Source organism: Enterocloster sp. HCN-30185 (assembly GCF_037890305.1).
GTDB lineage: Bacteria > Bacillota > Clostridia > Lachnospirales > Lachnospiraceae > Enterocloster.
Genome location: NZ_JBBKBT010000020.1, coordinates 1 through 25,147, shown reverse-complemented (window position 1 = coordinate 25,147; position 25,147 = coordinate 1). Strand labels below are relative to the sequence as shown.

Genomic DNA, 25,147 nt, shown 5'->3' with positions numbered 1-25,147 from the left:
AATGATGGGTTAGCTCACGCTAATCTGAGTATGAAGGAGGAAACATCAATGAGAATTGCGTTGACAGGAAATCCCAATAGCGGAAAAACAACCATGTACAATGCGCTCACAGGAAGAAATGAACGTGTGGGAAACTGGGCTGGAGTTACAGTAGAGAAAAAAGAGAGTCCGATCAAGAAAGGATATTACGGCGGTTCGGAGGAACTGATTGCGGTAGATTTACCGGGAGCCTATTCTATGTCTCCGTTTACATCGGAGGAGAGTATTACCAGCAGTTATGTAAAAAACGAAAATCCGGATGCGATTATTAATATTGTGGATGCAACTAATTTGAGCAGAAGTTTGTTTTTTACAACGCAGCTTCTGGAACTGGGAATCCCGGTGGTAGTTGCTCTTAATAAAAGCGATATTACGGAGAAGAAAAAAACAGAAATTGATGTAAAGAAATTAGCGGATAAATTAGGCTGTCCAGTTATTCAGACTGTATCTATAACCTCAGGACATGAAGGATTAAAAGAGGTTGTAAATCATGCAGCAGCATTAAAAGGACGTGTGCAGAAAGCGCCATATGTGCAGGCGGATATTGATCTGCAAGACAAAGCGCAGGTTGAGGCAGCCGACAGGAAGCGCTTTGAATTTGTAAATGGGATTGTAAAAGCAGTAGAAAAAAGAAAAGTTTTAACAAAGGATAAAAATAAGCAGGACAGCATCGATGCGGTGCTTACCAATAAATTTGTTGGAATCCCAATCTTTGCAGTGGTTATGTTTGGCGTGTTTTACATATCCCAGTCTACGGTTGGAACATGGATTGCGGACTGGTTAGTTGGCTGTATTGAAGCTTTTCAGGGCTGGGTTGCAGGTTTGGTGGAAGGAGCAAATCCATTCCTTCAGGCGCTTTTGGTGGATGGCATCATTGGAGGCGTAGGCGCAGTAGTCGGTTTCCTGCCTCTGGTAATGGTGATGTATTTCCTGATTGCTCTTTTGGAAGACTGTGGATATATGGCTCGCGCTACTGTGGTTTTAGATCCGATTTTTAAGAGAGTTGGTTTATCAGGAAAGTCTGTAATCCCTATGGTGATCGGAACAGGATGCGCTATTCCGGGTATCATGGCATGCCGTACCATCCGGAACGAAAGAGAAAGAAGAGCAACCGCCATGCTGACGCCGTTTATGCCGTGCGGAGCAAAGCTCCCGGTGATCGCGTTATTTGCAGGGGCGTTCTTCGCAGACGCTTCATGGGTAGGGCCGACCATGTATCTGGCTGGAGCTGTGTTGATTTTCCTGGGCGCATTATTGGTAAAAAAGATTACCGGATATAAATTCCGTAAATCGTTCTTTATCATTGAACTTCCGGAATACAAAATTCCGAGTTTAAAACGGGCAACCCTTTCTATGCTTTCCCGCGGTAAGGCATACATTGTGAAAGCAGGAACGATCATTTTGGTATGTAACACTGCAGTGCAGATTATGCAGAGTTTTAACTGGCAGTTCCAGGTAGTGGAAGAGGGAATGGAACATACGTCTATCCTTGCCTCGATTGCTTCTCCTTTTGCAGTACTTCTGATCCCGCTTGGATTTGGCGTATGGCAGCTTGCAGCGGCAGCAATCACAGGTTTTATTGCAAAAGAGAACGTGGTCGGCACCCTGGCAGTTGTTTATGGACTTACGAATTTTATTGATACGGATGAGCTGGCGTTAGTTGGCGGAGCAAATGAAGTGGCAATGGTTATGGGACTTACGAAAGTCGCGGCACTTGCTTATCTGATGTTTAATCTTTTCACGCCGCCTTGTTTTGCAGCCCTTGGTGCGATGAATTCTGAAATGCAGGATAAAAGATGGCTGTGGGGAGGAATTGCATTGCAGTTAGCTACCGGTTATACAGTTGCATTTTTCGTATATCAGGTAGGTACGCTGATAACAACAGGAACCCTTGGAAACGGTTTTGTTCCGGGACTGATCGCAGTGGCTGCATTTGCCGGGGCATTGCTTGTGCTGATCCAGAGAAATGAGAAAGCTTTCAGCGCCGAGTATCGTCTCCACGCATAAAAAAGAAAGGATAGCGACGTATGGCAGATTTGTTGGTAACAGGTATCCTGCTGTTGATTATAGGCGCTGCGGCTGTTTATATATGGAAAGCAAAGAAGAGAGGCGTTAAATGTATAGGCTGCCCATCTGCAGGAAAATGTTCGGGAAAAGAAGGACATACAGTGTGCAGCTGCGGATGCCATAGTGCAGAAAAATAGGAAATTTCAGGGAAAGCCCGCACTTTGGAAAAGGTGTGGGCCTTTTATATAAAACACAGGAAATGGAGTGAGGTCTGTGAAAAGCTGCCAGAAAAATGAAAATCCGGATTTTTCCAGGACACAAATGGAAAAAGAAACAATTTTCCGTAAGTTAAGAGCGTGTGGAGGCCGTATTACGGCACAAAGGAAAATTCTTCTGGATATTATTTTGGAAGAAGAATGTGTCTGCTGTAAAGAAATTTATTATAAAGCGATAAAAAAAGACCCTGCGATCGGAATAGCGACAGTCTATAGAATGGTCAGGTCGCTGGAAGATATAGGGGCGATTCGAAGAAACAAAATGTATGAGATCCAGTATGGAAAGGAGAGGATTGAAGAAAATGCATTGGCGGACAAAATACTTGCCAGACACTCTTTTTTTCTAAAAATCCTGGTAGAGGCGGGAGTTGATCAACAGCAGGCAGAAAAAGAGGCCAGTATGCTGGAGTATATCTTGTCGGATGAAAGTTTTGATAAACTGAAAGTATATATGGAGAAAGGAACGTGGGAAAATGGTAAATGAGATTATAATTGCTGTACTTTTGATTCTGGTATTTACAGGAATCCGTTCCGGCACAAAGCACTTTAAGGGGCAGGGAGGATGCTGTGGCGGTTCTTCGCAAATCAGGACAAAAAGAAAAAATTGAAAAATATCATAGGTCAGAAGAGGGTACAGATCGAAGGCATGACCTGTGAACAGTGCAAAAATCGGGTTGAAAACGCATTGAACCGTTTGGAAGGGGTATCTGCAAAAGTGAATCTGAAGAAAAAAACGGCAGTTGTATCTATGGAAAAAGAGGTAGAAGATATGCAGCTCCAGAAAGCGGTTGAGCAGGCGGGGTATAAGGTAATACAAATACGGTGATATGATTGCGGCACGCCATTTGTTGAGAAAATATTTCATTAAAAGAAAAATACTTTGACTGTATATATATGAGAGAATATAATAACAAACCAGAGAAGAGGTGACAGAATGAAACAGCATAGGTTATGGGCATGGGCAATGATTGTTTGTCTCGTCATGTTATTCTATACCGGAAAAAAACACAAATAAAATCGCACAAGACAGAAATGGAGGATATTTATGGATAGTTTAAAATTAAAGAACCTTGCATTGTTTGCAGGCGGAGTATTATTTGGAACGGCAGGTGTGAAAATCCTTTCCAGTAAGGATGTGAAAAAAGTATATGTGGAAGGAACAGCAGCAGTTCTTCGAGCAAGAGATTGTGTGATGAAGACCGCTGAGACCGTTCAGGAAAATGCAGAAGATATCCTGGCAGAAGCAAAGCAGATCAATGAGAGGCGCGCCGCGGAAGAAGCTGCCTCTGTACAGGAAGATACAGTAGAGGATCATGCTGATCCTGAAACAGAGGAAGCGTAATTGAAATTCACTATAAAGCATGAGATTCCGGGAAGAATCCGTATTCATATGGAACAGAAACAAATGTCTTATAAAGAGGCCGATACATTACTGTATTATTTGGATACGCTGGAATATGTCACGCAGGCAAAGGTTTATAGAAGGACGGCCGATGCCTGCGTTTGCTTTTCAGGAAAACGAGAGCTGTTGATTCAGGCTTTAAGAAAATTCCGATATACGTCTGTAAAAGTTCCGGATGAAGTGTTAACAAATTCTGGAAGACAGTTGAATGATATTTATCAGGAGAAACTGATTGGTAAAGTTCTTTTTCATTATGCCGGTAAAATTTTTCTGCCATATCCGGTCAGAAAAGCAGTAGTTTTATGGAAGGCTGTACATTATTTAAAAGAAGGCTGGAAGAGTCTTGCAAGGCGGAAGCTGGAAGTCGCAGTGTTGGATGCATCAGCTATTGGCATTTCTGTTTTGCGAGGTGATTTTAATACGGCTGCTTCCGTTATGTTCCTGTTGGGAGTTGGAGAGACCTTGGAGGAGTGGACACATAAGAAATCGGTAGGAGATCTGGCACGCAGTATGTCTTTGAATGTGTCGAAGGTTTGGCTGAAAAGTGAAGAACAGGAAGTACTTGTTGATTCCAGAAAAATCAAAGAAGGGGATAATATCGTAGTTCACATGGGGAATGTTATTCCTTTTGACGGGGTGGTATGCGAAGGCGAAGGAATGGTAAATCAGTCTTCTCTGACCGGTGAACCGCTCCCGGTTTTGAAAAAGGCAGGAGGATATGTATATGCCGGAAGCGTTCTGGAAGAAGGGGAACTTACTTTTACTGTAAAAAAAGCCGGGGGTTCTTCTCGGTATGAGAAGATTGTTGAGATGATCGAGGAGTCTGAAAAGCTGAAATCTTCGTTGGAAGGAAAAGCAGAACGACTTGCAGATCGATTAGTTCCGGTGACCTTCGCAGGAACAGCTCTTACATGGCTCTTTACGCGAAATATCACGAAGGCTTTAGCTGTGCTTATGGTAGATTTTTCCTGTGCGTTAAAACTCACAATGCCGATTGCGGTATTGTCTGCAATTCGTCAGGCAGGCTCTTATGATATTACGGTAAAGGGCGGAAAATTTTTAGAAGCGGTTGCAGAAGCGGAAACGATCGTACTGGACAAAACAGGCACGCTTACAAAAGCTATGCCTACCGTGAAAATGATTGTTCCATTTTGTGAAGCAGGTGAAAATGAACTGCTTCGTATAGCGGCCTGTCTGGAAGAGCATTTTCCGCACTCTATGGCGAAGGCAGTAGTATCTGCGGCAAAAAAAGCAGGACTTGAACATGAGGAAATGCACTCGAAAGTGGAGTATATTGTAGCTCATGGTATTTCTTCCAGTATAGAGGGAAAACGTGTCTTTATAGGCAGTGCACATTTTATTTTCGATGATGAAAAATGTACTGTTCCGAAGGAATATCAGAAACAGTTTGAAAGCCTCCCGGAAGAATACTCTCATTTATATCTGGCGATAGACGGAGTTCTTGCAGCAGTGATCTGTATTGAAGATCCGTTGCGGGAGGAAAGCGCGAGCGTAGTGAGAGCATTGAAAGAGGCAGGATTTCAGAAGGTTGTTATGATGACGGGAGACAATGAGCGTACAGCAGCGTTCATTGCCCGAAAGGCAGGTGTTGATGAGTACTACTCAGAGGTATTGCCGGAAGACAAAGCCATGTTTATTGAGAAGGAAAAATCCAAAGGAAAGAAGGTACTCATGGTAGGCGACGGGATCAACGATTCTCCGGCACTTTCAGCGGCGGACGCAGGGATTGCAGTCAGCGATGGGTCAGAACTTGCCAGAGAAATTGCAGACATTACGATTCCGGCTGATAATTTATATCAGATTGTGCGATTGAAGTATCTCAGTCAGGCATTGATGAGAAGAATAAACAGGAACTATAAAGAAATAGTGGGTATTAACACATTACTCATTCTTTTAGGAGTGGGAGGAATGATACAGCCTACGACTACTGCAATGTTCCATAATATGTCTACGATAGCAATCAGTTTGCAAAGTATGCAAAATCTTTCGGAAATAGAAGAAGTTTAAACAAATGTGATCCGCTGTCATACCGGCAGTAAAAATGGTTTAACAGAGATTCTGGGAAGCTGTTGCGGATAAAATAGTTTAGGAGGATTTGGAAAACTCTCCGCTGACTGCTGAAATGATGTGATATGAGAGAGGGATAACTGGTTTAAGGCCGGTTATCCCTCTTGCTTTTTAGGACAGAAGGATTATAATAAAAAGTAATATAAAAAGGGGAGCTCGCGCAAGCGGGCTGAGAGTAAGCTGACAGCGCTTAGACCCGTGAACCTGATTTGGATAATGCCAACGTAGGGAAGCTTTTAAAGAGAGAGTGCACCTGCCGGGGTGGGATTATGTCGCTGATGCGACCCGCCGCAGGCGGAGAATCCTGCTTGCGAGATTCGTTTTTATGGCAGCCGAAGTATGTTTTATCGCTGTGAGTCTTGATCGTTCCCTTTTTGTAAACAGAAAGGAGATTCAAATGAAAACGGTATTGACGATAGCAGGCAGCGACAGCAGCGGAGGAGCAGGAATCCAGGCGGATTTAAAGACTATGCTGGCAAATGGAGTATATGGAATGAGCGCCATCACGGCTCTCACAGCACAGAATACAACCGGTGTAAGCGCTATCATGGAGGTGGCGCCGGAATTTCTGGAGAAGCAGCTGGATGCAGTATTTACGGATATACGGCCGGATGCGGTAAAAATCGGCATGGTATCTTCTGCACAGCTGATCAAGGTGATCGCAGAGCGCCTGAGCTTTTATCAGGCGGAACATATTGTAGCAGATCCGGTGATGGTAGCCACCAGCGGAGCCAGACTCATAGGAGAAGATGCGGTGGAGATGCTGAAAGAGCGGCTGCTGCCTCTGGCAGCTTTGGCGACGCCCAATATACCGGAGGCAGAGGTGCTTTCCGGCTGTGAAATCCGGTCTGAAGAGGACATGGAAACAGCGGCCAGGATCATTTCACAGACATATGGCTGCAGTGTACTCTTAAAGGGAGGGCACCGGATCAATGATGCCAATGATTATTTATACAGAATGGGCCATGGAATCTGGCTTTACGGAAAAAGGATCAACAATCCCAATACCCATGGTACCGGCTGTACCCTGTCCAGCGCCATTGCTTCCAACCTGGCAAAGGGAATGGAACTGGAGGCTGCAGTCGCTCAGGCGAAGCGGTATCTTTCTGCTGCCCTGGAAGCACAGCTTGATCTGGGAAGGGGAAGCGGCCCCATGGATCACGGCTTTGCTGTCAGGGGAGAATATTAAGCACAGTGCTTTAGGCAAATTGTGACTAAACTGTGATATTTTTATAAAGTCCTTTACTTGTGGATATCCGGAATGGTACAATGATCTGGCTGCCTCTTATCAGAAAAAAGGGGCAGATGAACGGACGGGAAAGGAAGGAATACAGGATGAAAAAATGGATGACAGTCTGTCTGGCCGCAGTGACAGCAGCAGTATTTATGGCCGGATGCGGCAGTACATCAGATGCAAAGGAAACAGCAAAGGAGACAGCAGCGGCTTCTTCAGAGGTAGAAACCACAAAGGCAGAAACAGCAGCAGAGTCTGAGAAAGAGACAGCAGCGGAAGACGGAACAGCCCAGGCAGATGAAAAGAGTACAGCAGGTCATAAGGAGAGTCTGGATCTGCAGGCTGCAGCCGGAAAGCACCATATAGAGATCAATGTAAAGGATTACGGCACCATTTTCGTAGAGCTGAACGGAGACAGCGCCCCGATCACAGTGGCAAATTTCATGGATCTGGCAGAACAGGGATTTTATGACGGACTTACCTTCCATCGGATCATCAGCGGATTTATGATTCAGGGAGGAGATCCCATGGGAAATGGTATGGGAGGATCAGAACGGGAAATCAAAGGCGAATTTTCCTCCAATGGTGTAGAGAATGACTTATCTCACACAAGAGGCGCCATTTCCATGGCACGTTCCCAGATGAAGGACAGTGCAAGCTCCCAGTTTTTTATTGTACATGAGGACAGTACGTTCCTGGACGGTGAATACGCCTGCTTTGGCTATGTAACCGATGGTATGGAGGTTGTGGACGCAATCTGTAAGGATACTCAGGTAGAGGATAATAATGGTACAGTTGCAAAGGATAATCAGCCGGTGATCGACAGCATTAAGGTCATTGACTGATCAAGTTCAAAGGAGATCTTTCGGGAAGGGGGGTCTCTTTTACATTTTTTAATAAAAATTGTAGGCAATTGTAAGATGCACAGAAGGAAAAGTATGCTAGAATAAAATATGAGATTTTATATCAGAAAGGATGTTTTTATGTGTAAAAATAAAACTGCTCTTTTTCTGGCAGCCGTTTCTTTGTCTGCTTTTTTTGCCGTTTCTTCCCCGGGAGCTCAGGAAGACGCTTCGCGGTTTGTGGACGGTACCAGGATCAACAGCGTAGGTGTGGGAGGACTCACACCGGAGGAGGCCAGAGAACGGATCCAGGGATTTTATGCCGGCGAATACGAGCTTTCTGTCATAAAAAAGGACGGGAGCAGGGAGGTGATCCGGGGAGAAGCAATTGATTATCAGGTTGCGTTGACAGATGATCTGGATGCTATCCTGAAGGCTCAGAACGAAGGGGGGAGGCAATCCGGCCCCTCGGTAGACAATTCACATCAGGCAGCGCTTGTTCCCTCCTACAGCCAGGAAAAGCTGGATCAGGCCATTGAAGCACTTTCCGTATTAAACAGCAGCGCTGTTACAGTTACAAAGGATGCTTCGATTTCACCCTATGAGGAAGGAAAGCCATTTTCCATTGTTCCCGCAGTACAGGGAAATGATGTGGATCGGGAAAAAACGATTTTGGCAGTAAATGAGGCTGTAAAGGCAGGAAGAAATGAATTGGATCTGGAGGCAGAAGGCTGCTACCGAACCGTCAGCCTGTGGGAAAGTGATGAACATTTGAAGAATCTCTGTGATGCCATGAACAGCCGGAGAGAAAAAAAGCTCCGTTATGTATTCGGAGAGGCAGAGGAGTTTTTGACAGGAGAAACCATGGCCAGCTGGATCACGGGGGGATCAGAGGGAAAGATTACTGTTGATCAGGAAAAGGCAGCGGCTTTCGTAAAGGATCTGGCTTCCCTATATGACACAGCTGGAACAGCCAGAACCGTAACAAAGGCAGCAGGAGGTCAGGCAGAGATCACAGGCCCCTATGGCTGGAAGATCGATCAGGCAGCAGAGACGGCAGCCCTTATGGAACTGGTTTCTTCGGGAAGCTGCTGGAGCGAAGGACAGGCTCAGGCCGACAGAGAGCCTGTTTACAGCCAGAAGGCTGCGTCCAGAGAGGGAACGGATTGGGGAACTACCTATGTTGAGGTCGATCTGGGAGGCCAGCACGTTTATATGTTCAAAGAGGGCCAGATCGTATGGGATGCTCCCTGTGTCACAGGAAATGTGTCAAAGGATTATACCACTCCTTCAGGAATCTACAGCCTGACCTATAAGGAAAAGGATCGGATACTCAGAGGAAAGAAAAAGCCTGACGGAACCTATGAGTATGAGAGCCATGTAGATTACTGGATGCCTTTTAACGGCGGGATCGGCCTTCATGACGCATCTTGGAGAAGCAAGTTTGGCGGAACGCTTTATCAGACCGGAGGCAGCCACGGCTGCATCAATCTTCCTCCCCAAAAGGCTCCGGCGCTGTATGATCTGGTGTATAAGGGGATCCCGGTACTCTGTACTCCATAAAATGACCCGCCCGGAGATCAGAAGCATTCTCCGGGCGGGTGATAAAAATTGTATGGAAGGCAGGATCAGAACCCTTCATCCCGATTCAAGGGCTTTAAGGGCTGTAAACGGAATTCAACAGTCATGTCCTTTCGGTTGTAAACTTTCCGGAAATTGGTGATGATCCGTTTCAGCACCATCTCAGCCATTTCTGAAGTAATCGTAGGAAGAAGGATCAGATATTGGCTGATGCTGTAACGGGTAAATACATCACTGCATCTTAGGGAACCTCGGATGGATGCTTCCAGATGCTCCATTGCTTTGTTTAAGATCAGGGTTTTAAGTGATTTTCCATTCAGACCGGTTACGGTAAGCATACACAGATAGATGGAATCGCCGGTGCGGTCAATGGCCCGCCGCTCCAGCTGAAACAGATCACGGAAGACAGGGTATTCGCAGTAAAAGGCGCCGCCGGAGCTTTCTTCGCTGAGAGCGTGCTGGATATGATCCAGATTCAGGTTGACACCCTGTTCGTCATCACGGATGATCTTATACAGATCCTTAAAATGATCAGAGGGGGAGATGGAAAACTCACTGTAAAAGAGATCCAGAGTGTTGTTGTATTCTTCCAGCGCCTGATGGGTGTGGCCGTCCCGATACAGAGAATAAACCAGCTGATAGCGGAATTCTTCGTCAAAGGGTTCAATGGCAATAGCGGTCTGACACAGGGCGGTGATCTGGGAAAAGGCTTTCTTTGCAGTCAGAAGATGAATGGTATAGTGGATCAGCTTTTGATACAGCGTATGGTAATAGGTGCTGATCGGGATGACCCAGGATTCGTACTCCGCTTTTGGAAGAAAATCTCCCCTGTAAAGTTCAACGCCGGCAAAACAGAGGGAAAGGGCTTCCTCCTCCGGGAGAGATTCATTTAACACACGGGTACAGATCGTTTCAAATTCATCAATATCTAAAACAGTAGTATATTCTTTGGTCCAGGCATAGGTTCCGCGCCGTTGGACTAAAAGCTTCTGAGGCGGAATATCCAGAGGCTCTAAAAGCTTTCTTGAGCGGAACATCAGGGTTTTAAGCGCTCCTGCAGGATTAACACCCGGATCATCCGGCCATATTACCTGGATCAGTTCTGCCGGACTGATATCCTTTTTCTGGAAGATTGCCAGATATTCTAAAAGAACCCATGGCTTTTTTGACTGATTGCTGCTGTCGTTGATTACCTTCCCCCCGGCTTCGATTGAAAAGCCTCCCAAGGTATGTATATAAATTGTAGGATTTAAGTCAAATGCTGATGGCATCTTTTGTAACTCCTTCATACTAATATATGTTAAGTATAACCATATAAGGGGAAAATGTCTACATCTTCTGCCGGAAAGAAAAAGAAAAATGAGAAAATAGCCCGATTTGTAACCGGATTGTAACCGGAAACTGATATACTAGAAAAAAGTGACAGAAAAAGGGGATGAAAAATGCCAATGACCAAAAAAGGTTTATTGCCGAATGCATACCGGTTTATCCATATTGCAGCAGACGGATTTGAAGACCGTATACTGAAGGGGAGACTCTATCATGACAGCCGGGAAGGCGGTATGCCTTTCATCGGCCTTTCGGAGATGATACTGATCCTGGAGGAATTATTCGATGAGATCCACTATCCAATAAAGAGCGTTGACTATAGAAATTTTTCAGGAAAAAGCCGGGAGCTGAAGGCCGAGACCGGAGAAATGGAGGCTTCACAGCTTTTGCCGGAGCGAAAGGGAAAAAAAGCTGATTTTACGCTGCATGTAAAATACAGATACAATGCTACCTGGCAGGGGAGCATTACCAATCTGGGAACAGGGGAACGGAAGTCGTTTTTAAGCCTGATGGAGCTTATGGATATTCTGGCAGTTTCCTTAGGCAGCCAGATCCGTCCCGGAGGAACCGGTCTTGGAAAGCGGATGTGTGAGGTAACGGTACGAAATTATGAGGGCTGTCAGATGGGAGGCGATGTATCACACCCGGCAGTAGCAGACCGCAGAACCTTTATCAACGAATTTGATCTGAAGGAGGAGATCGCGGCCATGCTGGATCCGCTTCCGGAGGGAAGCCGGCCGGATGGCATCATTATCCCCCGAAGCTTTCATGTGGCAGTTGGAAATTACGGCCCTGCAACGTTTGTGGTTCGTATTCTGTTCCGGCGCAATGCTACCTGGCAGGGAACTGTCAGCTGGAGGGAAAAGCGTTCACAGGTAAATTTCAGAAGCTTTATGGAGCTTCTTTTGCTGATGCAGGAGGCCGTGGGGCGTACTGGTGAATGGAAACAGCAGGAAAGGAACATTTCAGTATGAACGAGAATGAAAGGAAAAGCGGCGGAAAGCGGCGGGTGCTGATGTTTATTCTGCTGGCTGTATTTCTTATAAGCGGCGCTTTGACCGTACATCAGTATTTAGAGGATAAGCGGATCCAGGAAGAATATGAACGACTGGCAGAGGAAGTGGCCAGACAGACAACAGAAGCTCCTACAGAGCCTGAAACGGAGGAAACAGAGCCGTTAGAGGAAGCGTATGTCTCTCCTATTGATTTTGAGGCGCTGACTGCGGAAAATCCGGACACCATAGGATGGATCAGGATCCCTGATACAAATGTGGATTATCCCATCGTGCAGGGAACGGATAATGATTTTTATCTGGATCACGATTTTTATGGGAAGGAAAGTGCGGCAGGCTCCATTTATCTGGATTTTGAAAGCGAAGCGGATCTGCAGGGACGCAATCAGATCCTCTACGGCCACAATATGAAGAATGGAAGCATGTTTAAGGATATCAACCGCTACAAGGATCCGGAGTATTTTAAGGAGCATCAGTATTTCAGCATCTACACGCCGGAGCGTGAGATCCGCTTAAAAGCTGTGTCCTGCTACTATGGAGAAGCCAAGCCCATTGTACGCATGACGGGCTTTAAAACCCAGGAGACATTTGATGAATTTGTAAGGACAATGGTGGAACCCTGTTCCTATAAGGAAGAGGTAGAATATCCGGCCAGAAGTATTTTCACTCTGGTAACCTGCAGCTATGAGATCAATGATGCCAGAACCTTTCTTTTTGCCGTAGAGGTGGATGAGGAGGGCGATCAGATCCCCATGGATGAGGAATATAAAGAAAAGATGGAGGCTGTTCTGGAAAAAAAGCTTAAGGCAGCGGAAAATATTTCCGATGAAAATGGAAAATAAGGTATTGGAAAACCGGAAATGTTATGATATACTACGCATCAGAAACATGCAGAAGTATGTGTGCAGTATTAAAAATGGTTCGTGACAAAGAAGTCATACCTGAAGGGATGGGTGTGACTTTTTTGTCTGTTTTCCATTTTTTGGTATATGCATCAGATTTGATCATGCTTTAGAAGAAAGAAAACAATGAGGAGAGAAAATATGAAGAAGAATGTAAAGAGAATGATGGCACTTGCAGCAGCAGGCATTCTTGCAGCAGGGGCGCTGACCGGCTGCGGCGGCGGAGCAGATACGGCAAAGACAGAAGGAGCAGCAGCTTCTGGTGAAAAGAAAATCCTTAAAGTGGCTATGGAGTGTGCCTATGCTCCTTACAACTGGACACAGCCCGATGATTCCAACGGCGCAGTTCCGATTTCCGGAAGCAATGAGTATGCTTACGGTTACGATGTTATGATGGCAAAGAAAATCTGTGAGGAGCTGGGATATGACCTTGAGATTGTGCGTCTGGATTGGGATTCTCTGATTCCAGCCGTTACGACCGGACAGGCAGACTGTGTGATCGCAGGACAGTCCATTACTTCCGAGCGTCTTCAGGCCGTTGATTTTACCGTTCCCTATTATTATGCAAGTATTGTTACCCTGGTAAAAAAAGGAAGCAAATATGAAAATGCCAAGAGCGTAGCCGATCTGGCAGGCGCTACCTGTACCTCCCAGCAGAGCACCATCTGGTACAACACCTGCCTGCCCCAGATCCAGGATGCCAATATTCTGGCAGCCACTGCCAATGCTCCTGATATGCTGATGTCTCTTAACGCGGACAAGTGCGATCTGGTAGTGACGGATCAGCCTACCGGCAAGGGCGCTCTGATCGCATACCCTGACTTCAAGCTCATAGAGTTTGGTGGTGGAGAGAATGATTTCCAGGTAACAGATGAGGATATCAACATCGGAATTTCCCTAAAGAAGGGAAATACTGAACTGAAGGAAGCCATTGACAGCGTGCTTTCAAAGATGACAAAAGAGGATTTCTCCAAAATGATGGATGAGGCCATTTCCGTACAGCCTCTTGTAAACTGATGATCTCTGCCGGCAGATCCCGGCAGCTTTACAAATAAGGAGAATATTATGCCAACCGATTTTTTTGGCCGTGTGATGGCTGTGTTCAGCCGTTACGGCGTATCCATGCTTCAGGGCGCAGGCGTCAGCTTACAGATTGCCTTGGTGGGAACCATTGCAGGCTGTGTCATTGGCTTTGCAGTGGGCATTGTCCAGACCATACCCTCAGAAAAGGGAGATAATCCGATCAAACGGGGAATCCTGTGGATCGTGAAGCTTATTTTAAATATATATGTGGAGTTTTTCAGAGGTACTCCCATGATGGCTCAGGCCATGTTTATTTACTATGGACTGATGCCGCTGTTAAATATCAACAGCTCTATTTTAAATGCCGCTTATTTTATCCTTTCCATTAACACCGGAGCATATATGGCGGAGACTGTCCGCGGAGGTATCCTTTCGATTGATAAGGGACAGACCGAGGGAGCCATGTCCATCGGAATGACCCATGTGCAGACTATGCTGTATGTGATCCTGCCTCAGGCGCTGAGAAACCTGATGCCCCAGATTGGAAATAACCTGATCATCAATATCAAGGACAGCTGCGTTCTTTCCGTGATCGGTGTAGCAGAGCTGCTTTATAAGACAAAGGCCGCAGCAGGTGCGCTGTATATGAACTTTGAAACGTACACCATTACCATGGTTATGTACTTTATCATGACCTTTGCATGCTCCCGTCTGCTGCGCCTGTGGGAAAAGAAGATGGACGGCGCGGACAACTTTGATCTGGCAACAACGGATACGCTGGCATATACCAGCGGTATGTACCGTTATCCCGACGACAGAGATAAAAAGGAGGGGGTATAATGAGCGAGAAGATACTTGAAATCCGCCATTTAAGCAAGACCTTCGGCACGAATCTGGTCTTAAAGGATATTGATTTTACCGTCAATAAAGGCGATGTAACCTGTATTATCGGAGCCTCCGGTTCCGGAAAATCCACCCTCTTGCGGTGTCTGAACCTTCTTGAAACTCCAACCACGGGAGAGATTCTGTACCATGGAAATAACATTGCAGACCCAAAGGTAAATGCAGCCAAATACAGATCAAGAGTGGGAATGGTATTTCAGAGCTTTAACCTGTTTAACAACATGACAGTTCTGGAAAACTGCGTGGTAGGACAGGTAAAGGTACTGAAAAAGGATAAGGAAACCGCCAGAAAGAATGCTCTTTCCTATCTGGAAAAGGTTGGAATGGCTCCCTATATCAATGCAAAGCCAAAGCAGCTGTCCGGCGGACAGAAGCAGAGAGTCGCCATTGCCAGAGCGCTGGCTATGGAGCCGGAACTTCTGCTGTTTGATGAGCCCACCTCAGCTCTGGATCCGCAGATGGTAGGAGAGGTTTTGGAGGTTATGAGAAAGCTGGCCTCTGAGGGACTGACTATGATCATCGTGACCCATGAGATGGCCTTTGCAAGAGATGTTTCCAGCCAGGTCGTATTTATGGCGGGAGGCGTAATCGTGGAGGAAGGCGAACCGGCACAGATTTTCGGAGCTCCGAAGGAGCATCAGACGAAAGAGTTTCTGGGGCGGTTTATGCATGAGAGAGCCGCTTTATAACTGAATAGTAAAGAGAAAGCCCGGATGAAGGGCAGCCTTAGGCTGTCTGTTCGTCCGGGCTTTTTGGCTGTCATCCCTATGGAAATTACCTGGCCTTTGTGATGTAGGGATAAATCTCTTCATAAGCCTCTCTCTGGGCCTCATCCTCAGGAAGAGCCGGGATCAGACCCGTACAGTCCATGGAAGAACAGGCCTGAATATCAATGTCATAATTGTTTTTATGGACCTGAGTTTCCGAATGTCTGCCGGCTGGATGTCTTGTTTGCTCCATTTCTTGTCACCTCCTGACACGCATCACCATGTTCTTTTGATAGTGTGGATTTAAGAGCGGTTTTTATGCGGAAAGGCAGAAAGATAAGGTGGAAAAATGGGGAAGAAACGGGGAAAAATGTTTATGGAAGCGTAAGCAAAATGTAAAAAAGACAGGGGGATTTTATGATATAGTAAGAGTAGGAATACATGGGGAGGTACGGCATATGATGGAATATTTTTTTATGGGCGGATTTGAGATCATGTTTTTGATGGTATTTGTGCTTATTTTCGGGATGATCCTTGTGATGATCGTGCGTGGAATCGGAGAGTGGGGAAGAATAACCGGTCTCCCAGGCTGGACGTATCTGCAACGGTTGTTTCCAAACGTACACATACCATGAGAAATCAAAACCATACAAGCTCTTCCAGCTACTATGTTACCTTTCAGGTGGAAAGCGGAGACCGGATGGAACTCAGGCTGGGCGGAAGAGAGTATGGGCTTTTGGCAGAGGGAGATAAGGGAAAGCTTCATTTTCAGGGAACGAGATATCTGGGGTTTGACCGGAGCTGGTAGAGCGGGGAAATGGATATGGATGAGGAAAATGACCCATCTTAAGGGAAATTTTATACTTCTGCTCCTTGATTTATGGATGGACTGCCACTATAATAGAAAAGAATGGGTTTTGGCACGTTTTATGCGTGTGAAGGCAGCCTGTTCAGAGGGAGAAATAGCACAGTATGGATAATAACAAGAAGCAAAACCAGAATATGAACAGTAACTGGCAGACCATTGCCATGCTGGTGGTGGCTGCTCTGCTGACGATCATGATCGTGAGCTGGATGAATTCCGCAGTGGAATCCAGACAGCGCAAGGAACTGTCATACAATGAATTTGTACAGATGGTGGAAGACGGCAAAGTGGAATCCATCCGGGTAAAGGATGCTGTTATTGAAGTAATGCCAAAGGCAGAGGCAACGGAATATTCCCAGCAGATGAAATACTATGTAGTCCGTATAGAAGGGGATTACCAGTTTTTAAATCGTGTGCTGGAGAACAATGTTATAACCAATCGGGAAAATGGCAGTACCAACGCACTTCTTATCGCTCTGCTTAACTATGCAGTACCGTTCCTGATCCTTTTGTTCCTTATGAACTTCACCATGAAGCGCATGGGCGGAGGCGGCATTATGGGCGTTGGAAAGAGCAATGCCAAGATGTATGTCCAGAAGGAAACCGGCATTACCTTTAAGGATGTGGCCGGAGAGGACGAGGCGAAGGAGTCCCTGACAGAAATTGTAGATTTCCTTCACAATCCCGGAAAGTACACAAAGATCGGTGCAAAGCTTCCAAAGGGAGCACTGCTGGTGGGGCCTCCAGGAACGGGTAAAACCCTTCTGGCAAAGGCGGTGGCAGGAGAAGCACATGTGCCCTTTTACTCCCTGTCCGGTTCCGATTTTGTGGAAATGTTTGTGGGCGTGGGTGCGTCCCGTGTCCGTGACCTGTTTAAAAATGCGACAGAAAATGCGCCGTGTATCATCTTTATCGACGAGATTGACGCTATCGGCCGCAGCCGCGACAGCCGCATGGGCGGAAATGATGAGAGGGAGCAGACCTTAAACCAGCTTCTTTCTGAGATGGACGGCTTTGATTCTACAAAGGGACTTCTTGTTTTAGGAGCTACCAACCGGCCTGAGATCCTGGATCCCGCGCTCCTTCGTCCCGGACGTTTTGACCGCCGGGTAGTAGTAGATAAGCCGGATCTGAACGGAAGAATCAATATTTTAAAGGTACATTCCAAGGAAGTGCTTTTGGATGAAACCGTTGATTTTAAGGAGATTGCTCTGGCTACTTCTGGCGCTGTGGGCGCTGATCTTGCAAACATGATGAATGAAGCTGCTATCAATGCAGTTAAAAACGGCAGAAGTGCTGTTTCACAGAAGGATCTCTTTGAGGCTGTGGAAGTGGTTCTGGTCGGTAAGGAAAAGAAAGACCGGATCATGAGCAAGGAGGAGCGGCGGATCGTATCGTATCACGAGGTAGGACACGCTCTGGTAAGCGCCCTGCAGAAGCATTCGGAGCCTGTACAGAAGATCACCATTGTTCCAAGAACCATGGGTGCATTGGGATATGTAATGAATGTTCCGGAAGAAGAGAAGTTCTTAAATACCAAGAAGGAGCTGGAGGCCCGTCTGGTAGAGCTCATGGGCGGCCGCGCGGCAGAGGAGATTGTATTTGAGACTGTTACTACCGGAGCTTCCAACGATATCCAGCAGGCCACCAATCTGGCAAGAGCCATGGTAACCCAGTATGGTATGTCTGAGAAATTCGGCCTCATGGCCTTAGAAAGCCAGGAGAACCAGTATCTGACCGGCCGCGCCGTATTAAACTGCGGCGACGCCACAGCGGCTGAGATCGACAAGGAAGTGATGAAGGTCTTAAAGGACGCTTATGAAGCGGCAAAGAGCCTGCTCAATGAGAACCGTGACGCCATGGATCAGATCGCAGACTTCCTGATTGAAAAGGAAACTATCACCGGAAAAGAGTTTATGAAGATATTCCGCAAGGTAAAGGGAATCCCGGAGCCTGAGGAAACGCCGGAGGAGGAGAATGGACTGCCGGATACGGAGCATCTGAAGGCTGAGGATGATGCGGCTGGGGCAGTAAGGGAAAGTGAGCCTGAAGCCAGATCGGAACATTCGTCTGAATCAGAGGCAATGGATGTTACAGAGCCTGCAGAGGAAAAACAGGCAGAGGATACCCCATCTCAGGAATAAAACATAATATGCGACAGGATGAAGATTCTGTGCAAAAGGAAAAAAGCTGCTTTTAAGCCGTAATCCCCTTATGAGGGGAATGGCTTTGGAGCAGCTTTTCAATTTTCAGCGCCTTGACCAGTAATATCATGGGACTGAGCAGCTCATCCTCCATTCTGGGAAACTCCATCATTTACCCTTTCGGCTGCGAGCCATAGCTGCATATTAAAAACAATCGTTATCCTACCGAAAATCCTTCGGAAGCTGCCCATACCGCCGCTTGTAAGCCCGCAGAAAGGTAGAATAATTTTGAAATCCGCACTGATAACAGGCGGTGGTGGCATTTACGCCCAGAGCCAGAAGTTCTCTTGCTCGGGCCAGTCTCTTTTCTGTGATATAGCTCCCAATCGTAAAGCCGGTTTCCTCCTTAAAAACACGCATCATATGGTAGGGGCTTAAGCTGCACACAGAGGCCAGAGCAGGGATGGAGAGGTCTTCTTCCAAATGATTGTTGATATGGGCCATAAGTCCGGAAACCCGGTAGTCCAGAGAACTGGTGGTGACATAGGGGCCGGAGGAGGAGAGGCAAGACCGGTTGAGTAAAATAAGAAATTCCAGGCACAGAAGCCGGGAAAAAAGGGGAGATGCAAAGTCTCCTTTTTGGCTGTTTGTTTCATTTTCAAGTTGTTTTAAAAGGACAGCCATAGGGCGGAGCTCTTCTTTTGCAAACCGCAGAACCTGAGAGTGGCGGTAGCTGGCTGTGCTGAAGCATAGGGCCAGATCGCTGTCTGCGTGTTTATGAGCTTCTAAAAAGGCAGGTGAGAGATATAGGATCAGGCGTTCATAGGGACAGGAAGGATCCGGTTCAGGACGGTGGATCTGGCCCCGGTCCACCAACACCATATCCCAGGGCATGAGGCGATAGGAGCGGCCCTCGATGGAGTATGAAACGTTTCCGTTTATCAGGATCAGTATTTTCAGAAAATCGTGGTGGTGGTATTCATAAGGTCCTTTTCCCAGATCCTTAAGGTGGAAAAAGCGGAATTCTTCCTTTAAATATCCCTGGGGGCGGGAAGTCTGGGATGACGGCTGAGTTTGAGAAGTCACGGTTGGTATCCTCCTTTTTGACGGATGGAATTCTTTCTTTTAATATAGCATTATTTGCAATATAAAACAGCATAAAATTAATATTATTATAAAATAATGCCTGATAAAATAGAATTATAACATGAATACGGCAAAACCGCAGAAAAGTATCTGTGGGGAAAGAGAGCAAGCTATGAGACTGACTATTGAAAAATATCACGGACTTGGAAATGACTATCTGGTATATGATCCCAATAAAAATAAACTGGCCCTGACCCCTTCGCGGGTTCAGCTTTTATGTAACCGAAATTTCGGCGTGGGAGCGGACGGCATTTTGGAGGGGCCTGTGATGGAGAATGACAGGATTTCCATGGTGATCTGGAATTCGGATGGAAGCCGGACGGAGAACAGCGGAAACGGCGTGCGTATTTTTGCAAAATATTTAAAGGATGCAGGCTATGTGCAGAAAAAGGATTTTACCATCCATTCAGAAGGCGGAGAAATCGACATCCACTATCTGAATGAAGAAGGAACAAGGTTAAAGGCCTCTATGGGAAAGGCGTCTTTCTGGAGCGATGAGGTTCCGGTAACAGGGCCAAGGAGGGAGATTATCAATGAAACCATGGTCTTTGGACGGATTCCCTATCCTGTTACCTGCTTATCGGTAGGAAATCCCCATCTGGTAATCCTTATGGATGAGATTTCAAAGGAGCTGGTGTGCCGGATCGGAAAGTATTCGGAGAATGCCAGACAGTTCCCGGAAAAGATCAACACACAGATTATGAAGGTATTAGACCGAACCCATATTCAGACTGAGGTGTATGAGAGGGGCGCAGGCTATACGCTGGCTTCGGGAAGCGGCTGCTGTGCGGCTGCTGCGGCTGCCTACCGTCTGGGCCTTACGGATCCGAAAATGATCGTCCAGATGCCGGGAGGAACTCTGGAACTGGAAATCCGGGAGGATGGAAATGTTCTGATGACCGGAGATGTGGGATATGTGGGAAGCATAAAGCTGGGAAATCATTTTACAGAGCAGCTTCGGGCGCTTGACAAATAAAAAAACTGCGTTTATAGTTTTTTACAGATACAGGCAAAAGGGCGGGGTATCGCATCAGATCCCCGCCCTGATACATTTTACAGGGATTGGAAAGGGTTTTTGCCATCCCTGGGAGAGGGTGGTTAAACCATGAACAAATACAGCAGAGAGGATATCCTCAGGATCGTCCGGGAGGAGGATGTGGAGTTTATCTGCCTGCAGTTTACGGATCTGTTTGGAATAATGAAGTCTGTGACCATTACAGCCGGACAGGTGGAAAAAGCCCTGGACAACCGATGCATGTTTGACGGTTCTGCTACTCAGGGCTATGTGAGGCTTCAGGAATCGGATATGTATCTTTATCCGGACACGGATACCTTTGAGATATTTCCCTGGCGTTCCAGACAGGGGCGGGCAGCAAGGCTGATCTGTGATGTGTGCCATCCCGACGGAACGCCTTTCCAGGGAGATCCGCGCTTTGTGCTTAAAAAGGCCGTTAAGCGGGCGGCAGATATGGGATATGTGATGGAGGTAAAGCCAGAGTGTGAGTTTTTCCTTTTTCATTCAGACGAGGAGGGACGGCCCACGATCCAGACTCATGAGCGGGCAGGATATTTTGATACGTTCCCTATGGATCTGGGAGAGAATGTATGCAGGGATATTGTGACAAATCTGGAGGAAATGGATTTTCAGGTGGAGTCCAGTCATCATGAGATTGCTCCGGGGCAGCATGAGATCGATCTGGGGTCCATGGATGCCTTGAGGGCTGCAGATCAGCTTCTCACCTTCAAGATGACAGCCAAAACGATTGCAAAGAGCCATGGGCTTCACGCCACCTTTATGCCAAAGCCCAAAGAGGGAGTTAATGGTTCAGGGATGCATCTTGTTTTGTCGCTGAAAGACTCACAGGGAAAGAACCTGTTTGCAGACCCGGCAGATCCTTTGGGACTAAGTCTTACGGCCCGTCATTTTATGGCAGGAATTTTAAACCATATGAAAGAAATGACGCTTCTTACCAATCCGACGGTTAATTCCTATAAGCGGCTGGTTCCTGGATATGATGCCCCGGTTTATATTGCCTGGTCGCCTTCAAACAGCAAAAGCTGCCTGATCCGCATTCCGTCTCCGGGAGGAGAGGGGATTGAGCTGCGCTGTCCGGATGGGGCCATGAATCCATACCTGGCACTTGCAGCCTGCCTTCAGGCGGGACTGGAGGGGATTGAAAAGGAGCTGGAGCTGCCTTCCTGTGCAAAAGAACCGATATCGTTGGCTGATCAGGAGGAACTTAATAACTGCGGGATTGACCGGATCCCAAACACTCTTGGAGCTGCCATTGAGGCATATGCAGGCAGTCTTTTTGTGAAAAATGTTCTCGGAGAACCGATTTATATTAAATATCTGGAGGCCAAAGAGAAGGAATGGGGAGAGTTCGGCATTCAGGTGACGGACTGGGAGATCGCCCAATATCTGTATCAATATTAGTGTGCAGCCTGGCAGGAGGAGGTGGGAAGGATGGCAAGTATAATCGCGGCATTTTCAAAGCCACAGGATGCCGGAAATATCCGGGCCATACTCAGGAAGAATGGCTATGAACCAGTTTTTGCGTGCACCTCCGGGGCTCAGGTCCTGGCAGCGGCAGAGAGTTTAAACGGCGGGATCGTAGTCTGCGGCTTCCGCTTTGAAGATATGGTCTGCGAGGAGCTGCGCCGCCTGCTCCCATCCTCCTTTGATATGCTTCTCATTGCTTCCCCGGCAAAATGGAGCAAACGGGATACGGAGGGAATGATCTGCCTTTCCATGCCCTTAAAGGTACATGAGCTTTTAAGCACCATAGAAATGATGCTTGAGGCCAGAAAACGGCGAAAGCGCAGAAAGAGGACCCGTCCTCAGGAGAGAAGCGCCGAGGAAAAGGAACTGATTTTAAAGGCAAAAGCTCTCCTGATGGATCGAAATACGATGACCGAGCCGGAAGCCTACCGATATATACAAAAATGCAGTATGGATAATGGCACCAGCCTGACCGAAACTGCTCAGATGATCATCAGCTTAATACACATGTGAGGTAGAACCATGAATTTTGTAAAAATGCAGGGAATTGGAAATGACTATGTATATGTAGACTGTTTTAAGGAGAACGTAAAAAATCCAAGTGCAGCAGCCCGATTTGTCAGCGACCGGAGGTTTGGCATCGGTTCAGACGGCCTGATCCTGATCTGCCCTTCTGATGTGGCAGACTGCCGTATGGAAATGTACAATACAGACGGTTCACAGGGGAAAATGTGCGGAAACGGCATCCGCTGTGTGGGAAAGTATGCCTATGACCATGGGATTATTTCCCCGGATCGGAGAAGCCTGACCGTAGAGACTCCGGCTGGGATTAAGGAGTTAAAACTGGAGGTCGAAAACGGCAGGGCAGTGATGCTCACTGTTGACATGGGAGAGGCAGTTCTCACTTCTCAGCTTCCGGAAACGATTTTGGTAGATGGAAAACAATGGGAGTTTACGGGAATTGATGTAGGAAATCCCCATGCAGTGTATTTTATGGATGAAATAGACAGCCTGGATCTGGAGAAGATGGGACCGTCTTTTGAGTTCCATGAGCGTTTTGTGCCGGATCGTGTAAATTCAGAGTTTATCCGCGTGATCGACCGTACACATATCCAGATGCGGGTATGGGAGAGAGGCAGCGGAGAAACCTGGGCCTGCGGCACAGGAGCTACGGCCAGCGCCATGGCAGCTATTTTGCTGGGATTAACAGAGGATGAGGTGCTTGTAAGCCTTAAGGGCGGCGATTTAAGGATCCGTCTGGATCGGGAAAGCGGCCATCTGTTTATGACAGGGCCTGCAGTGGAGGTGTTTAACGGAGCCATAGAGCCTTTGTGGGAGGACGGGGAAGAAGGCAGCCTTTAAGAGTACGATGGAACTGGACGGCTTTATCGGACAGTTTCAGAAGTTTGGAAAGACCAGTACCCAGATTGTATTTTCCACTCATCTTGGGCCAAGTGGTGTGGATGTGGATCACGCATATCAGATATAGACGGTATCCTGGCCGTTTATCCGCCGGCGCCAAGGAAACATCCGTCTCATTTTTACATATGGTATAAGGAAATGAAATATGTAAAAGGAGCTGCTTATGGAACAGCAAAAAAGTGTGATCATAGACGCCGGACACGGCGGGGCAGAGCCGGGAGCCATGTTTGAGGGGCGCAAAGAGAAGGATGATACGCTCCGTCTGGCATTGGCTGTAGGCGAGATACTGGAAAATAATGGGATTCGTGTGATGTATACCCGTACCACGGACGTATATGACACGCCTCTGGAAAAAGCCATGATTGCGAATGGATCGGGAGCTGATTTTTTCGTATCCATTCACCGGAATGCCATGCCTGTTCCGGGAACCGGAAAGGGAGCATTGAACCTGGTATACGAAAATACCGGTCCGGGAGCATTGATGGCAGAAAATATCCAGAAAAATCTTGTGAAAGCCGGATTTGACGATCTGGGAGTTCAGGAACGTCCCGGAATCATTGTGCTCAGGCGGACTAAGATGCCGGCTGTGCTGGTGGAGGCGGGATTTTTAGATCACCCGGAGGACAACAGGATTTTTGATGAACAATTTGATCAGATCGCCCAAGGGATTGCAGACGGGATATTGACCACCTTTTCCCAGCTGAAGAAAGAGACGGAAGAGAAGCGGTACTATCAGGTTCAGGTGGGAGCATACAGGGAACGGCCGCGGGCAGAGTTTCTGGTAAGGGAGCTTGCAGCCAAGGGATTTCCGGCTTTTCTTGTATATGATGACGGGCTTTATAAGGTGCGGGTCGGCGCTTTTTTGCAGATGGACAATGGAGTCCGGATGGAGCAGAGAGTAAGACAGGCCGGATATCCTACCATGCTGGTGAGGGAAGAGGCGAAGTAGGAGAGGTAAGATTTAATAATATCCTTTATTTAGTGATAGACATAGTGAAATATTTAAAAGAGATGCTGTTTATAATTATCTATATATAAGAAAACAGCATCTCTATGTAATTTTTATTTTTCAAATAGCTGCTTTCGATATTCAGCAGATGTTATACCTTTATTTTTTACAAAAGTTCTTATGAAATGATTTGCGGTAGAATATCCTATGGATGAAGAAATATCCTTGATTGTAAGATTGGTTTCTGCAAGGAGCTGGGTTGCATATGTCATTCGAAGATTTGTTATATAATCAGTAAAACGTATATCGGTTTCTTTTTTAAACCAGGAACTAAAGTAATTGGGTGAAACGTGAAATTCAGTAGTCAAAGTATTGATGGAGATATCATCCATATAGCTTATGAAGACCGTGAGTAATTCGAATGGGTGAGTAATTTTTTAAAAGCATAAAGCTGTGTTTGATTTCAGCAAATGGAATAAAACTGGTATAATAGAAAATAGTCAAGTTTCCATTTTCCTGCAGATTCAGGCTTTGTTCCAATAGGTCTCGCAAATCGGATAAGACGGTGCCTGAATATTGAGGAGAGGAACTGCAAAAGGCAATATAGATTCCATCATGTCTGGGGATAATTACAGTTTTAATGGAACCATATAAATTTTCTGCCTGATACAAAATATCCAGATTAGGAGATGTATCCTGATCGTAACAGCAAAAGCAGACGAGACAGAATAAATCAGATAAGTCATCAACATGTTGTTCGTTTAAAAGTATAC

At 46.5% G+C, this 25,147-nt stretch carries 26 protein-coding genes, 1 pseudogene and 1 riboswitch; of the genes and pseudogenes, 22 read left to right on the top strand and 5 right to left on the bottom strand.

The window, feature by feature from the left end; translation table 11 throughout:
- Positions 1–48 precede the first annotated feature (48 nt).
- From feoB to WKT10_RS14925, 9 genes are all read left to right on the top strand, one after another.
- On the top strand, positions 49–2,046 hold the full coding sequence (gene feoB, locus WKT10_RS14960) for a ferrous iron transport protein B (RefSeq protein WP_066546332.1): 1,998 nt from the start codon (positions 49–51) through the stop codon (positions 2,044–2,046).
- Between the two features lie 20 nt (positions 2,047–2,066).
- Positions 2,067–2,243 (top strand): FeoB-associated Cys-rich membrane protein, encoded by a 177-nt coding sequence (locus tag WKT10_RS16075; RefSeq protein ID WP_096807411.1) that lies wholly within the window; start codon positions 2,067–2,069, stop codon positions 2,241–2,243.
- Positions 2,244–2,367: 124 nt separating this feature from the next.
- On the top strand, positions 2,368–2,805 hold the full coding sequence (locus tag WKT10_RS14955) for a transcriptional repressor (RefSeq protein WP_081422996.1): 438 nt from the start codon (positions 2,368–2,370) through the stop codon (positions 2,803–2,805).
- 120 nt (positions 2,806–2,925) lie between these two features.
- Positions 2,926–3,147 carry a heavy-metal-associated domain-containing protein gene (locus tag WKT10_RS14950; RefSeq protein ID WP_066546339.1) on the top strand — a complete coding sequence of 74 codons (222 nt, stop codon included), beginning with the start codon at positions 2,926–2,928 and terminating at the stop codon, positions 3,145–3,147.
- Between the two features lie 219 nt (positions 3,148–3,366).
- Complete coding sequence (locus WKT10_RS14945; protein WP_066546343.1) at positions 3,367–3,663, top strand: DUF6110 family protein; 297 nt, start codon at positions 3,367–3,369, stop codon at positions 3,661–3,663.
- Positions 3,664–5,751, top strand: a complete 2,088-nt coding sequence (locus WKT10_RS14940) for a heavy metal translocating P-type ATPase (RefSeq protein ID WP_066546346.1) — start codon at positions 3,664–3,666, stop codon at positions 5,749–5,751.
- Between the two features lie 198 nt (positions 5,752–5,949).
- Positions 5,950–6,060: riboswitch (TPP riboswitch) on the top strand.
- A 148-nt stretch (positions 6,061–6,208) separates the two neighbouring features.
- Complete coding sequence (gene thiD / locus WKT10_RS14935) at positions 6,209–7,000, top strand: bifunctional hydroxymethylpyrimidine kinase/phosphomethylpyrimidine kinase (RefSeq protein ID WP_066550623.1); 792 nt, start codon at positions 6,209–6,211, stop codon at positions 6,998–7,000.
- Positions 7,001–7,146: 146 nt separating this feature from the next.
- The gene (locus tag WKT10_RS14930) at positions 7,147–7,890 is read left to right on the top strand and encodes a peptidylprolyl isomerase (RefSeq protein WP_340277957.1); all 744 of its coding nucleotides are present in this window, start codon (positions 7,147–7,149) and stop codon (positions 7,888–7,890) included.
- Between the two features lie 138 nt (positions 7,891–8,028).
- Complete coding sequence (locus tag WKT10_RS14925) at positions 8,029–9,450, top strand: L,D-transpeptidase family protein (RefSeq protein WP_340277956.1); 1,422 nt, start codon at positions 8,029–8,031, stop codon at positions 9,448–9,450.
- Positions 9,451–9,515: 65 nt separating this feature from the next.
- Here the strand turns inward: WKT10_RS14925 and WKT10_RS14920 are convergent, their stop codons facing one another.
- The gene (locus tag WKT10_RS14920) at positions 9,516–10,739 is read right to left on the bottom strand and encodes an AfsR/SARP family transcriptional regulator (RefSeq protein ID WP_340277955.1); all 1,224 of its coding nucleotides are present in this window, start codon (positions 10,737–10,739) and stop codon (positions 9,516–9,518) included.
- 171 nt (positions 10,740–10,910) lie between these two features.
- On the opposite strand from WKT10_RS14920, the gene WKT10_RS14915 reads away from it, so the two are divergent.
- From WKT10_RS14915 to WKT10_RS14895, 5 genes are all read left to right on the top strand, one after another.
- Positions 10,911–11,771 (top strand): hypothetical protein, encoded by an 861-nt coding sequence (locus WKT10_RS14915; RefSeq protein WP_340277954.1) that lies wholly within the window; start codon positions 10,911–10,913, stop codon positions 11,769–11,771.
- Positions 11,768–12,652 (top strand): class B sortase, encoded by an 885-nt coding sequence (srtB, locus tag WKT10_RS14910; RefSeq protein WP_340277953.1) that lies wholly within the window; start codon positions 11,768–11,770, stop codon positions 12,650–12,652. The genes WKT10_RS14915 and srtB overlap by 4 nt, the downstream gene beginning before the upstream one ends.
- Before the next feature lie 201 nt (positions 12,653–12,853).
- Complete coding sequence (locus WKT10_RS14905; RefSeq protein ID WP_337433695.1) at positions 12,854–13,729, top strand: transporter substrate-binding domain-containing protein; 876 nt, start codon at positions 12,854–12,856, stop codon at positions 13,727–13,729.
- A gap of 48 nt (positions 13,730–13,777) precedes the next feature.
- The gene (locus WKT10_RS14900) at positions 13,778–14,575 is read left to right on the top strand and encodes an amino acid ABC transporter permease (protein WP_066546361.1); all 798 of its coding nucleotides are present in this window, start codon (positions 13,778–13,780) and stop codon (positions 14,573–14,575) included.
- Positions 14,575–15,327: an amino acid ABC transporter ATP-binding protein gene (locus WKT10_RS14895; RefSeq protein WP_066546364.1), complete on the top strand. Its 753-nt coding sequence runs from the start codon at positions 14,575–14,577 to the stop codon at positions 15,325–15,327. Before WKT10_RS14900 ends, WKT10_RS14895 begins: the two co-directional genes overlap by 1 nt.
- A gap of 85 nt (positions 15,328–15,412) precedes the next feature.
- Here the strand turns inward: WKT10_RS14895 and WKT10_RS14890 are convergent, their stop codons facing one another.
- Positions 15,413–15,598, bottom strand: a complete 186-nt coding sequence (locus tag WKT10_RS14890; RefSeq protein ID WP_337932144.1) for a hypothetical protein — start codon at positions 15,596–15,598, stop codon at positions 15,413–15,415.
- A 205-nt stretch (positions 15,599–15,803) separates the two neighbouring features.
- On the opposite strand from WKT10_RS14890, the pseudogene WKT10_RS14885 reads away from it, so the two are divergent.
- The 3 genes and pseudogenes from WKT10_RS14885 to ftsH all read left to right on the top strand — a co-directional run bounded on the left by WKT10_RS14885 (position 15,804) and on the right by ftsH (position 18,354).
- Positions 15,804–16,153, top strand: a pseudogene (locus WKT10_RS14885) (DUF2500 domain-containing protein).
- Between the two features lie 28 nt (positions 16,154–16,181).
- Complete coding sequence (locus tag WKT10_RS14880; protein ID WP_167544868.1) at positions 16,182–16,325, top strand: hypothetical protein; 144 nt, start codon at positions 16,182–16,184, stop codon at positions 16,323–16,325.
- Positions 16,318–18,354 carry an ATP-dependent zinc metalloprotease FtsH gene (gene ftsH, locus WKT10_RS14875; protein WP_340277952.1) on the top strand — a complete coding sequence of 679 codons (2,037 nt, stop codon included), beginning with the start codon at positions 16,318–16,320 and terminating at the stop codon, positions 18,352–18,354. Before WKT10_RS14880 ends, ftsH begins: the two co-directional genes overlap by 8 nt.
- Before the next feature lie 222 nt (positions 18,355–18,576).
- Here the strand turns inward: ftsH and WKT10_RS14870 are convergent, their stop codons facing one another.
- Positions 18,577–19,440 carry an AraC family transcriptional regulator gene (locus WKT10_RS14870; RefSeq protein ID WP_337433699.1) on the bottom strand — a complete coding sequence of 288 codons (864 nt, stop codon included), beginning with the start codon at positions 19,438–19,440 and terminating at the stop codon, positions 18,577–18,579.
- A gap of 172 nt (positions 19,441–19,612) precedes the next feature.
- Here WKT10_RS14870 and dapF (WKT10_RS14865) point away from each other — a divergent pair, with 172 nt between their 5' ends.
- The 5 genes from dapF (WKT10_RS14865) (at position 19,613) to WKT10_RS14845 (ending at position 24,374) form a co-directional block, all read left to right on the top strand.
- Positions 19,613–20,476, top strand: coding sequence for a diaminopimelate epimerase (gene dapF / locus WKT10_RS14865; protein ID WP_066546372.1), 864 nt, complete (start codon positions 19,613–19,615; stop codon positions 20,474–20,476).
- 129 nt (positions 20,477–20,605) lie between these two features.
- Complete coding sequence (gene glnA / locus WKT10_RS14860; RefSeq protein ID WP_340277951.1) at positions 20,606–21,937, top strand: type I glutamate--ammonia ligase; 1,332 nt, start codon at positions 20,606–20,608, stop codon at positions 21,935–21,937.
- Between the two features lie 30 nt (positions 21,938–21,967).
- Positions 21,968–22,516: an ANTAR domain-containing response regulator gene (locus WKT10_RS14855; protein ID WP_066546375.1), complete on the top strand. Its 549-nt coding sequence runs from the start codon at positions 21,968–21,970 to the stop codon at positions 22,514–22,516.
- Positions 22,517–22,525: 9 nt separating this feature from the next.
- Positions 22,526–23,365: a diaminopimelate epimerase gene (dapF, locus tag WKT10_RS14850; protein WP_337433701.1), complete on the top strand. Its 840-nt coding sequence runs from the start codon at positions 22,526–22,528 to the stop codon at positions 23,363–23,365.
- A gap of 223 nt (positions 23,366–23,588) precedes the next feature.
- Positions 23,589–24,374, top strand: a complete 786-nt coding sequence (locus WKT10_RS14845; protein WP_340277950.1) for an N-acetylmuramoyl-L-alanine amidase — start codon at positions 23,589–23,591, stop codon at positions 24,372–24,374.
- A 113-nt stretch (positions 24,375–24,487) separates the two neighbouring features.
- Here the strand turns inward: WKT10_RS14845 and WKT10_RS16070 are convergent, their stop codons facing one another.
- Complete coding sequence (locus WKT10_RS16070) at positions 24,488–24,766, bottom strand: helix-turn-helix domain-containing protein (RefSeq protein WP_445293031.1); 279 nt, start codon at positions 24,764–24,766, stop codon at positions 24,488–24,490.
- Positions 24,759–25,147: hypothetical protein (locus WKT10_RS14840; protein ID WP_340277949.1), on the bottom strand; the 389-nt coding region annotated here is incomplete at its 5' end. The genes WKT10_RS16070 and WKT10_RS14840, both read right to left, overlap by 8 nt.